This is a genomic window from Paenibacillus silvestris (assembly GCF_009882985.1).
GTDB lineage: Bacteria > Bacillota > Bacilli > Paenibacillales > NBRC-103111 > Paenibacillus_E > Paenibacillus_E silvestris.
In genome coordinates, this window is sequence record NZ_WTUZ01000010.1 from 137,276 (window position 1) to 149,595 (window position 12,320).

The 12,320-nt window shown below is 42.3% G+C and carries 11 protein-coding genes; 2 read left to right on the forward strand and 9 right to left on the reverse strand.

Translation table 11 applies throughout. The annotated features are described in order from the left end of the window. Nucleotides 1-92: 92 nt before the first annotated feature. The 9 genes from GQF01_RS04090 to GQF01_RS04130 form a co-directional block, all read right to left on the reverse strand. On the reverse strand, nucleotides 93-911 hold the full coding sequence (locus GQF01_RS04090; RefSeq protein ID WP_161405595.1) for an SDR family oxidoreductase: 819 nt from the start codon (nucleotides 909-911) through the stop codon (nucleotides 93-95). A 135-nt stretch (nucleotides 912-1,046) separates the two neighbouring features. After that, nucleotides 1,047-2,147: a GerAB/ArcD/ProY family transporter gene (locus tag GQF01_RS04095; protein WP_161405596.1), complete on the reverse strand. Its 1,101-nt coding sequence runs from the start codon at nucleotides 2,145-2,147 to the stop codon at nucleotides 1,047-1,049. Continuing rightward, entirely contained in the window at nucleotides 2,144-3,304 is a 1,161-nt protein-coding gene (locus tag GQF01_RS04100; RefSeq protein WP_161405597.1) for a Ger(x)C family spore germination protein, read from the reverse strand. Before GQF01_RS04100 ends, GQF01_RS04095 begins: the two co-directional genes overlap by 4 nt. Further along, nucleotides 3,304-4,698, reverse strand: coding sequence for a spore germination protein (locus GQF01_RS04105; protein ID WP_328803390.1), 1,395 nt, complete (start codon nucleotides 4,696-4,698; stop codon nucleotides 3,304-3,306). Before GQF01_RS04105 ends, GQF01_RS04100 begins: the two co-directional genes overlap by 1 nt. 218 nt (nucleotides 4,699-4,916) lie before the next feature. Continuing rightward, nucleotides 4,917-5,591: a Crp/Fnr family transcriptional regulator gene (locus tag GQF01_RS04110; RefSeq protein ID WP_202556067.1), complete on the reverse strand. Its 675-nt coding sequence runs from the start codon at nucleotides 5,589-5,591 to the stop codon at nucleotides 4,917-4,919. Nucleotides 5,592-5,842: 251 nt separating this feature from the next. Next, nucleotides 5,843-6,865 carry an ROK family transcriptional regulator gene (locus GQF01_RS04115; protein ID WP_161405598.1) on the reverse strand — a complete coding sequence of 341 codons (1,023 nt, stop codon included), beginning with the start codon at nucleotides 6,863-6,865 and terminating at the stop codon, nucleotides 5,843-5,845. Between the two features lie 210 nt (nucleotides 6,866-7,075). Next, complete coding sequence (locus GQF01_RS04120; RefSeq protein WP_328803391.1) at nucleotides 7,076-8,155, reverse strand: metallophosphoesterase family protein; 1,080 nt, start codon at nucleotides 8,153-8,155, stop codon at nucleotides 7,076-7,078. A 321-nt stretch (nucleotides 8,156-8,476) separates the two neighbouring features. After that, the gene (locus GQF01_RS04125) at nucleotides 8,477-9,286 is read right to left on the reverse strand and encodes a class I SAM-dependent methyltransferase (RefSeq protein WP_161405600.1); all 810 of its coding nucleotides are present in this window, start codon (nucleotides 9,284-9,286) and stop codon (nucleotides 8,477-8,479) included. Nucleotides 9,287-9,309: 23 nt separating this feature from the next. After that, on the reverse strand, nucleotides 9,310-10,407 hold the full coding sequence (locus tag GQF01_RS04130; protein ID WP_161405601.1) for a Gfo/Idh/MocA family protein: 1,098 nt from the start codon (nucleotides 10,405-10,407) through the stop codon (nucleotides 9,310-9,312). Between the two features lie 145 nt (nucleotides 10,408-10,552). Here GQF01_RS04130 and GQF01_RS04135 point away from each other — a divergent pair, with 145 nt between their 5' ends. After that, entirely contained in the window at nucleotides 10,553-11,245 is a 693-nt protein-coding gene (locus tag GQF01_RS04135; protein ID WP_161405602.1) for a response regulator transcription factor, read from the forward strand. Between the two features lie 13 nt (nucleotides 11,246-11,258). After that, nucleotides 11,259-12,263 carry a sensor histidine kinase gene (locus tag GQF01_RS04140; RefSeq protein ID WP_161405603.1) on the forward strand — a complete coding sequence of 335 codons (1,005 nt, stop codon included), beginning with the start codon at nucleotides 11,259-11,261 and terminating at the stop codon, nucleotides 12,261-12,263. Nucleotides 12,264-12,320: the final 57 nt, after the last annotated feature.

Consider the following 12,320-nt stretch of genomic DNA (forward strand, 5'->3'; position numbering starts at 1 on the left):
TGCCCCTCCCTTCCCCATGAATGAATTGAACGATCAATCTATTTTAAAATACACTTCCTATTTCCATTAGTCAACTCTTCTGTTGCCCGAAGTTACCTATAATTCTTAGCTATTGTTTCCAAATATTCTTCAATCGGCACGGAGTTTCTCAGCGCTAACAGATTCTTGCCTGATGCCCCAATAACGGTACGGAATTTCGTGCTTTCCCCTGTCGCTTGAGCTACAATGGCATCCACAATCGTCTGAGGATCATCTAATTGGCTAGCGTTAGGGTTAGCCATAAGCGCTTCTACTGTTGTCATCAAGCTATCATAATCTTTAATCGTTTCTTCTTTGTTCCATGTGATGTTTCCTGTGAAATTATTACCTGTTGAACCACCTTGTTCAATTAATCTAAGTTCGATATTGAGCGGCTTCAGCTCGTAGTAGAGACCTTCCGTCAACCCTTCCAAAGCGAACTTGGACATGTTATAAAGTGAACCGAGCGGCACAGCAGTTGTAACTCCCATGAACGAACTAATGTTGATAAACATGCCTCCGCCATTGCTTCTGAAATGTGGTAAAAAGCCACGAATCACATTAATTGGACCGCGAGCATTCACGGCAAACTGCCAATCAATAGATTCCTCCTTGGCCAATTCGAGCGGACCGTAAGTGCCCATGCCAGCATTATTAACGACCACATCAATCTTCCCGAATGCAGCAATCGCTTGTTCAACCGCGGATTTTACTTGGTCCACTTTGGTGACATCCAGTTTGAAAATTTTTATATTTTCATAAGCCGTTAGCTCCGTCTCTGACTCAGGTGTACGCATGGTAGCCGCTACGTTCCAGCCCAGTTGAGCAAATCGAATTGCTGTTAGTTTACCCAAACCTGAACTTGTTCCTGTAATAAAAACTGTTTTACTCATGATAAAGCCTCCTAAGTTATATGTAACGTTCCTCTCTGACTGCGATCGCCACCAGATCGAACGTTCATTCTAATTATCACTCGAAATAAAGATTCTGTCAAATTGAAAAATCGACCAAGTAACTTGCGTAGATCATCATTTATTTCTGTTCATGGCAAGTGAGCGCCCCCTCAGTAAGGAAAGAAGCAACAAAATAATCGGTATTCCTACGATGAAAATGGGGAATATGTAAATAATCCATACCATTTTCGCAAAATCCAAAAGACCAATAATATTAGCAGGAAATAAGGAAATCGTATAAATGATTACCGCTGCAAATCCTATAAGTACCTTCCAGTTCTTAACACCTAACAATTGTGCAGTTCCGTAGCTGTTGATAAACAAGTAGCTGGCTAACTTTACGAACACGCTAAAAATCCAGATAAACATGATCCAGACATCCATATTTTGAATAAACTCTAAATAGTTAATAAATCGAACCATGCTAAAATACGGATAGATTAAAGTTGATCCGATATTCGTTCCAAACGTCATAATTACAAAAATTGCCGTAATTACACCAATCAACGATGGGATGCAAATCGCAAGCAGAGCGGGTTTAAGCATCTTTTTCGAGTTCGCAATAAAAGGTGTTAACATCATAATCATCATGGACTCGCCTAGAAATGATGCATTCACGAAGGAACCTTTTAGAATAGGTATGACACCAGAGTCTGCAAACACAGGCAAAATTAAATCTGGCTGCAAATTCGTTACATTTAATCCAAAGGTAATAAGAATACCGACCAAAAGCAAAGGACCCGCCAATTCACTGAAGCGAGCAATCGCTTCGATGCTTCCCGCGTAGTTGATATAAACCATTGCGGCAACCATAAGCGCTGCTATGACCCAGATTGGTGTGTCGTGGAATAGAAATTGCTTTATAAATAAGGAGAATATTCGCAGAATATCTGCAGATACTGAAAACCACACGAGTATATACAAGGCAGCTATTAACTTTCCCACCCACTTCCCACAAAGCTTCTGCGCAAACTCCACTAGGGTGTATGCAGAGTGCCGCTGGCTCACGCGAACTAAAATCAATGTTATAACGAGCCCAATAATACCTGCTACAAGTAGGGAGATCCATGCATCTTGTCTAGCTATCTCGATCGTAGGAGATACCGTGAGCCAAATACTCATTGAAATTTCTAGCGTTGTAAACATCCAAAACAACTGCCAAGGCGTGATTTTCACTTTCTTCCTCCTATTCCAGGGATGCGTTTGCCGATGTCTCCCGTATTCTGAATTTTCAATTTAACCTTCACTGACACCTCGACCGTCGGAAATATTTGATCCCATCTGTCCTTAAGCTCCTTCCACTCGTAAGGATGCTCTTTATGCACTTCTTCTCCGATTCCAAACACATCCTGACCAAATTCAAGCTGAATTTTTTGAATGCTTTCTTCTACTTTCTTTGCTTTATTTTCATTAAGCTTTTTTTCTAATGGAGCACGTTCTGACGTGACAGAAACATCAATATCTGTGTTGTTTTCAACGACTCTCCCTGTTCCTTCTAGCACCACGTAAGCTTTAATCGTATTTCCATTTATTTCGGTTCGAATGGATCTCTTAAGGTTGGATTCGTATAGAGATATGCTGCCTTCCTCCGTTTCTTCTGTTAAAAATTGATCTTTGAGTACCCCTTTAACCCAGAACATTTCCAGCGATTCTGTCCCCGTCACTTTGCCAACCATTTGCAATTTTTTGTTAAAAATGGCTACTGATTTCACTTCAATGGTTTCATTTTTCTCTTGTTCATTATTCGGTGAAATTTCTACCATTGGCATGCATGGCCGGATGCCGTCCCTTCCTATATCCAGCAGAACATCTCGTAAAGCCGTATCCCCTAAACGGCAAAATCGGTCTTGATCGACAGCCACAATCGCTGAAAATTGATTAAACGGACTGTTAATTTTTAATACATCCTTACCTTCGCCATTATTTACAACGAAAATATCCGTGCGCATACGTGTATCCGTATTTCGGGTAAATTGATCCATAATGTCAACGATCCCTTTTTCCGCAAGCTTTTCACCTATGAAAATGGACCTGCGGTGTCCAAGAAACACCCTCCGGGGAAGCTTGTCTTGAATTTGTTGCGTCAAATCAACGATAGTAGTTCCTGTCGCTGTAAGGACAATGTTGGCCCTTTGTTCGCTGCCTCCTCCCCCTTTGCTGCTTTTGAAATCAGCGGGAACGGCGACCTGAGCGCTTTTGGTAATTTTTCCGTTCTCTGATAAGTCTAGGGCAGTTCCAATCCAGAAAGCGTAGTCATTGATTTCATTCCTGTCCCAACAACCGGAAATGAATAAGGTAACTATCGTCCATAGAATTAACCACAATTTTTTCATTATTTTCGACCCGCCGATACGTATTTTTTATTCATGCGTATAAGCGTATCCTTCCAGAATTTTTGTCCAATAGGCGTTGCTGGGCTCAAATAAGGAACACCAAATGATTTCAGTGATACAAGATGAATCATGACGAACATGACACCAATGGCGACACCGTACAGACCTAAGAAGCCGCCTAATATCAGCAGTGGAAATCGTAGAATTCGATATGGCAAAGCCAAGCTATAGCTTGGAAAAGCAAAGGAAGCGATCCCCGTCCCCGCAACGATCATCACAATTGGAGCAGAGATAAATCCAGCTTGAACGGCTGCTTCCCCAATTACTAGCGCCCCTACGATACTCACGGCTGAGCCGATGGCTTTCGGCAGCCGAAGACCGGCTTCCCGCAAACCTTCGAACATCAATTCCATCAACAAGGTTTCAATCACGGTTGGAAACGGAATGCCCTCTCTAGATACCGAAACACTAAGCATTAAAGCAAGCGGAATCATCTGTGGATGGAACGTCGTAAGCGCAACATAGACGGAAGGAAGTAAGCAGGACATGAGGGCTAACAAGAACCGAATAATTCGGACAGCCGACACATACAAGAAGCGTTCATAATGATCTTCAGCGGCTTGAAATCCTGACCAGAATGTCATAGGCAGCAATAAAGCATTCGGTGAGCCATCGACGATAATGGCTACTCGGCCGGCCAATAGACTGGATGCTACGGTGTCTGGACGTTCTGTGTTTTGGATTTGCGGGAAAAGGGATAAGGACTTGTCCTCGATAAATTCTTCAATATATCCAGAGTCAAGCAGTTGATTCGTCTGAAAAGATTGAAGCCTTCTCCTGACTTCGAGGAGCAATTCTGGTTTGACCTGCTCTTCGACATAGGCAACGACAAAATCCGTATTCGTCAGATCTCCTGCTTGGTGCATTTCAAACTTCAATGTTTGATGACTTATTTTTCTACGTATCATGCTTAAATTTGTTCTGAGGTCTTCAGTAAATCCTTCGCGTGGACCACGAATAGAGGCTTCATTCGATGGTTCATCAATGGCACGTTGTTTAATAGAAGCCAGGTCTGCTAAATATGCGAATGGCTTACCGTCTAGAAAAATAGCCGTACAGCCTTTCAAAACCTTTGCTACAACTTCCGATAATTGACAAACGGTTTGATACTGTGTCAATCGATCCGAATCACGACTAATCATACAAGCAGAAATGATCTGCTCCAATCGATCGGAGTCTGTCATCTCATCAATGTAAACAAGAAGAATTTCCGATTGGTCCATAAGTTTTAACGGTCTAAATACGATATCCGCACAGTTATTAAAAATTTGTTGTAAGGCATCATGATTCATCTGTACTTTTTCATGCACATCCACTGACATACTTTTCTCCACCTTAATTCCCTCCTTTCGCCATTTATTCTCAGTCATGCATTTGCAAGCCATGAATAATATTTCCAATTATTTGTTAAAATAATCAAACTTATGATGTGGTATCCAGTCGGCAGCATGACAAAAAAAATGCATCGTAAAGATCGTTGACTTTGCTGCCAACTATCTTTACGATGCATTTTCAGAATCCACCGACTTACTGCCATTTATTCGAATTTACTTTAGTACTCCAAGTAGCCTTCAAGCTTTTGCCGATTAATTTGTGTTATTTTTCCCCGTGACAATTTAACAATTCCTTCGTTTTCAAAAGATTTCAATGCACGACTAATGACTTCTCTAGCCGTTCCAAGTTCTGTAGAAATTACATCATGGGTAACCAAGAGAGAATCATTATCGTCTGAAGTCATTTGATATAAGTATTCCGCGACTCTGCCTGGAATACTTTTGAAACTAATACTATCTAAGAGATTTGACATTAAGATTAAGCGTTTTGCAACCATTTTAAATATAAATTGCCGGAAAGAACTGTAGTGATCCATCCATTGCCTGAACATGCTTGCAGGGATAACCAAAGCTAAGCACGTAATTTCGACACATGCTGTTGCCTCATATTCTGTCTCTCCCAAGATACTTGTCATCATAAGAGGACAACATTCCCCTCCATTAATCCGATACAAGGTAACTTCTCTGCCACTCTGGCTTATTTTGAACATACGAACCGTCCCCTCCAAAAGCAGAACCGCATGTTCTAGAAATTGCCCCTCTTCGATCATAAAATTGGGCTCTAGCTCAACCAATTGAACGCCATCTTTTTCCCAATCTGTCTTAGCAATATCCGTTAAGCTTGGGTACAATTCTAGGATACGAGGCAGTTCTGCCTGCACGGATGCAACCAATGCGTTCTCCCCCTTAGCTTAGCTTCTTGACGAAGCTTACATGAACTAATAATAAAATGATTCCCAAAATAATGCGAAAAACTCAATAACCGCCTCAACATTATTCTTTGTTCACATGAAATACTACCAGTTCCATAATGATCTGTCTGTGACTTAATCACATTATGCAAAAAAGAGCAGCTGCCGCGGCATACTCCTCTTTTCGTAGATGATTCGCTTGATAACCGTCGCTGGGCAGCCACCTATTTCAATCAATTATCCGTAATCATTGAATTTAGCGCCAAAAGCTGCAGTCCTGTTAAGTAATCATGCCTCCAATTGCTCACCAGGAGGTTAGGCAAATGTTCTTGCGGGATATAAGCCGAGCTTCTAGCTGTGATTTTATCCAAAAGCTCCTCGTCTACTTCATCATCACAGAACACAACTGTTCGAGGGTTAATAATAGCTGTAAAAGTAGCGATCAAACGAGCGACCGCATCGATCTGACTCTCTTCTCCTAAAGCCATTCGATGATCGCGGTCCCCTCTCTGCAGCGCTTCCAGGAACGTATGATGATCATACTGAGGTACGAATGAAATCTCACCTGAGAAAAAGGTGCTGCCTCGCACAACATCGCCATTGATCATAATCCCAGAGCCCGGCCCATTCTGGCCGAAATACAGATAGATCAGAGATTCGTTCTCAATCTCGTAGTTGGACGCATAGCCAAGCACCGAGGCATTCATATCATTTTCAACAACAACCGATATTTGAAATTTGGATTCGAATTCCCCTTTTAGATCATAATTAAAGAACTGCTGATACGGGGGGATAAAAATGATTTTGCCATTATTAACGGCACCAGGAACTCCTATTGCAAGGGAACGAAGTCTTGGATATTTCTCGATCAACGCTTCAATTAGGTCTCCCAGCATTTGCGCATCTTGTTGGATTACGCTTGGTTTGGTCCCCTGCTCTTTGACCTCCCCAAGGCAGTTAAATATCGAATAACTTGTTTCATTCTTTTCCACAAATATAGCTAAACCCAGCATGTACTCAGGATCATAGGTATACCTCTTTGCCCTTCTGCCCCCGCTGGAATCATCATCACCGGTATAGCGGATTTCTCCGTCCTTCTCCATTTGAGCTATAAATTTACTGATCGTCGGAAAGCTTATCCCGAGTCTCTGACTGAGCTCCGCTTTAGTCGCGCTTCCTAACATAATGAGCCCTGCGCGGATGCGATAAATTAACGGCTCCCTTAACTCTTTCGGTGTTTTAAAGACGTTCGTCATTTCGATCAGAACCTTTCATATAAAAGAACCTATTCCACTTATTAAAATGATTTAATAAGTTTAGTTCATCTTATCAGATGTCTTAGATAAGGGCAATATGTGTTCAAGTAATCATATGCCTCTTCAAGCTCATAGATCTACTCGACACTTGCGCTCAAATAAAAAGCCGCCAATAAATTGGCGGCATTTCCCTCATTTATATGTCACGGATTAACTACCTCTAAACCAATCTTTTCCAGCTAAAATTAGCCAACGAAACAGCTCCGTTACAGGTAATTGTTCCACATTGTGAAAGCGTTCTGTTTCTTTATCATTTCCCCCCAATGCCACTGAGTATTGTGTTTCTTGAATAAAACGGTGTCGGAAAAAATCGCGTCCTTTAATTGTCAGCTTATCCTTGTATACCTCAACATACAGGCCTTCACTTTCATCTGGCCCTAATGCCTTTTCCCCGCCATGTCCGTCGTCTGTCCAGGGCTGTTGCACGGACGATGAATTGACCATTGTAAATTTATCCCGCACGATCGTATTGGGCAACTTCAATTCCCAATGGGTGTGGCCGGAAAAGAAGATTACTTGCGGGTGATCTGATAATATTTTTTTCAATTCTTCATGTTGAACGATTGCTCTGTTATTCGTACAGCAGAAATGTGTGCCCGCAACCGTATAGGGCAAGGGTTGATGTAAGAACACGAAAACTGGCTTTGTTGCATCGACATCTTCCTTCAGCTTCGCACTCAACCAGTCTAATTGCGTCTGTGATAGGTAGGCATCTTCTAGGTTAGTCTCATTGGATTGACGATATTGCTCGGATCCAAGAAAAATAAAATGATACCCCTTAATGCTTCGGTCATAGTAGACTTGCTTTTCTCCCGTGAGCTGTAGGAAACGGTGTATGGAGGCTTGCTCCGACTCCTTGTTGGGGAACGTATTCGCATTCCATACTTTGTTTGTATCGAACCACGCTTGATAGAACTCATGATTCCCCATCGTCATCGCCATGTTCTTCGGATGTGGATTTGACTTCAGTAGTTCATTTAATTTGTCATAGTCGGATGACATTCCGTTCGTTAAATCCCCATTGATAATGAGGACATCGGAGCTCGGACTCACCTCGTTTAAGTCACGCAGTGCGGCAGCGAACTTATGCTGGGACTGCTTATCCCAAGACTGCACATGAATATCACTAATAACGGGGAAGGACAGTTCAGGCTTCTCCTCTGCCATCGCATTGAGGGGAACAGTGAATAATGCTAGCGACAATCCAACTCTCAATAAACCTACTTTCACTCTTACCACACTCCATTTCCTTCCAATATGAAATCCGATATGCATTACCATACCGTGTGAATGTAAGATGGGGATTTGGCGCAGCTAAAGATTATATGAACGACCCAAGGTTTGTTACATTATCTTTACACTACTGGATAGGATTTGACTCATGATGTTGGAAGACTCCACGGAAATGACGCTAAATGGAAACAAAAAAACCTTCAGGGAATCCTGAAGGTTACTGTGGAACTGTGGTCTTCTATTTTAATAGAAATAAGTTATTTCCTCGTATTGGGGAAAGGCTTGTAGTTTCTATTCTCTTTCGTCATGCAGCCCTCATCAACCTTTAGAGGCCTGCAGCGAAAATGTAAGTGGAATCTGGTTAGCGGAGTCCTTCCATCGCCACTGCCCGTCTTCGCCTTGCGTCATGAATGGGAATCGTCGGTTACTGCCATAGGAGAACTCATGGAGATAATCCAAGCGAAGTCCTGCGGCTATTAAGGCGTTCAATATATCGCTGAAACTGTAGCTCCAGACATACTCGGTGCCGCGCTGATTGTCTGCTGGATCTGAATGTGGCAGAAGGCCCTCAATCTGAATCGGTTCCTTTGTATGACAATATGGATAGCGAGTGAGCAAATCGGTCACATCGGCAGCATCATCAAAGACATTGAGAAACGGATGCTCCTCCTGTAGATAGAAGATGCCGCCAGGTTTGAGGAAATGCGCGATGATCTTCGCCCACCGATCAAGATCAGAAAGCCAAAACAAAACGCCGCCTGCTGTATAAATGATATCGAACTTATCATCGAGTACCTGTGGCAGTTCGTAAATGTCCGTACAAAGAAATCGCGCGTCTAGCCCAGTTTCTTGACTCAAACGTTCAGCGAGTGCAATAGCTTCATCGGATAAATCTACCCCAGTAACGACTGCGCCGAGACGAGCCCAGGAGAGAGTATCCAAACCAAAGTGACACTGTAGGTGAAGCAATGACTTCCCTGCCACATCGCTCAGTTCCTCGCGCTCAATCGGGCCAAGGCTAGATTTCCCCGCCTTGAACCCGGCGATATCATATCGATCCGCACTGACGGCATTGATGGCAGTACGGGCGTTCCAGTGTATGCGGTTCTGTTCCGTATAATCGGTCATGGATGAATCGCTCCCCTCTTCAATTATGAAGATGCTTGTTCACTTCCATATGCCCAAGGCTGAGTTGTCGTCGTCAACTCTTCACCCGACTCGATTGCCGCTTGCATCATAATCGACAAATAATGATCCTGCATGGCTTCTTCCAATCCGTAACATGCAGGCCCGCCCTGAACGTAGTCCGCCATCTTAGCCAAACTTGAAGCAATGGCGATTTCATCGTCAGATAAACGGCCAAGAACGAACGGATTTACATACACCCATTCATGATTAGCAGTAATCCCTCGGTGATAATACCCTTCCAAGTTACCGTTGTGCCCCGTATCAACTCTTCGGAGCTCTCCGTATATAGGTGTCTGGAAGTCCTGCAAATACCGGAACGATTCGTCCGTTAATTCTCCGTGGCTACCTCGAACAAGAATGCGATTCTTGCGAATCCATGAAAAATACTGATCACCTGTAAAATCAAACAGTGCCAGCTTATCTCCGAAGCAAAGTGTTGCGATATCCTGCACGGAATTGCCAATTTCTTCGCTTTCCGGAGGCCCATAACGCCCAGGGCCCTTGACTAGCTTAGACGTGAACCTCTGTCCCTTGATGACAGCGTTCTCGAAATCGATGCCAAGCAATTTTCGGATTAGGCTGATGCCATGGTAGCCATGAGCGGCCGAAACTTGAACTTGTGAAACGTCACCTAGTTTACCCGATCTCGTAAAAGCAATACGCGCAGCATGCATCGGTTGATATAAATACTGTTCGGCTACTTGGACGCGACCTTTCACTTTGCGCAGCGATTCATACAGGGCAATCATGCCCGGGATGTCTCTGGCCGGTGGTGTCTCTGTCAATACCGGAATTCCCCTCTCTGCCAGCTCCAATGTACAGGAAGGCGCAGCATCCCATGGGACAGAAACGACCGCGAACATGAGTGGCCCGCTTGAAGCGAAAGATGCCATATCACGGTAGGTTTTCACGCCCCACTCATCCTCAATCTCTTTACCGCGCTCCTCGTCACGGACTAGCATTGCCCGGACAGCGAAATGCTGCGGCAGCGCCTTAGCAATACGTAAATAGAAATCAGCTCTCCACCCTCTACCAACAATACCGAATTCGATTAATGACATATTTATTCCCTCGCTTCTGTTAGGATACCGAATAGGCTAGATCTTATGATTGTTAAATCTATTGGTTAAAATGATACTATGAGCGTAACATTGTTTGGCAAAAAATTAAACATTTGCGGATCTAAACTTGGAGGTGGCCTTTATTATGAATTATACGATTTATATTGTAGAAGATGATATCTCAATAAGTCGCCTAATGAAAGAACATATTGAAAAATATGGTCTTGCTGCAACTGTTGTGACAAACTTTGAAAGCATCATTGAAGAATTTCAACTTCTCACTCCTCATCTCGTCCTGCTAGATGTTAATCTCCCTAAATTCGATGGATTTTATTGGTGTAGAAGAATAAGAGAAATATCGAAAGTGCCTATTCTCTTTATATCCGCGAGGGAGAGCGGATTAGATCAAGTGAGAGCTCTTGAGAACGGTGCGGATGATTATATTACGAAACCTTTCTCCTACGAAGTCGTGATGGCCAAAATAAATAGTCATATCAGACGAGTCTTCGGGGATTATGCCCCATCTCTAAATGAACGGGTGATTGAACTGGAAGGTTTAAGATTATACCCCGAAAGATTAGAGCTGGAATGTCAAGGAAAAACCGCCATATTGACTAAGAAAGAAGCAATACTGCTCGAAAGCTTAATCCAGACCTATCCTAAGGTCGTTAACCGAAATTATCTTTTGGAGCAAATGTGGGATCACTCCGATTTTGTTGAAGAAAACACACTCAACGTTAACATCACCAGGGTAAGAAAAAAATTACAAGACCTTAATATTGAGAACGGCATCGAAACAATAAGAGGATTGGGCTACAAATTAAACAAAAGCTGGTAGGAGCTGATCTCATATGCGTTTATTTATAAAAGAGCAAACGAGTTATCTCGTTGTTTTTTATTTTTCCGTTATTTTATCTACTTTCTATTGTGTTCTTGCGAGTGATTTTACATGGATAGATGTTCTATATGTGTTTTTATTCAATTCTTTTATTCTGCTTGTGTTTCTCAGTTGGAAATATGTAATGACTAAGGAAGTCTATAGATTACTATCTCGTAAATTCAATGCCATCGAAGAAATCTCCTTGGAACAAGGCGACTCCTTTTGGGGGCACCATATTTCATTTTTATTAAAACAGCAATACCGCTTATATGAGAAGAACATCCACCAAATCAACAAAAACCATCAAGAGCACTTAACCTTTATTAATCAATGGGTACACCAAATGAAAACACCACTTTCGGTGATCCGGCTTCAGCTTGAAGCACATGCAGGCGAACCATACGCACATGGTATGAGCGAAGAAGTTTATAAATTAGAAAAGGGTCTGAATATGGCGTTATATTATGCTCGGATCGATGCTTTTGAAAGAGACTTTGTTATTGAAAAATCACATCTGAAGCCGTTAATTTTGGATAGTATCAACCAAGATAAAAAGCTGTTTATTAAAAATAATATGTTGCCTAAAGTAGATGTTAACGACACCATTGAGGTTTACACCGATGTCAAATGGCTTAAATTTGTAATCGAGCAATTGATATCAAACGGTATCAAATATACTAAGGGCAAAGGGAAATATTTGACTGTATCCGCCTTTCAAACGAAAGATCATACCGTGCTGGAAGTTAAGGATGAGGGCATTGGCATACATCCTAAAGATATCAGGAGGGTATTTGAACCCTTCTTTACCGGTGATAACGGAAGGATTTTGGGAGAATCTACGGGAATGGGGCTGTATCTGGCAAAAAAGATATGCGAAAACTTAAATCATAAGATTTCTATTCAATCCGAAGTGAACCAAGGTACAAAAGTTAGCATTCTATTTGATCATAGCCAAACAGATCATAACTACTACTAGAAGAACATGCCTAATACCCTGGTGCATGTTTTTTTACTTATTCCCAACCTTACAACA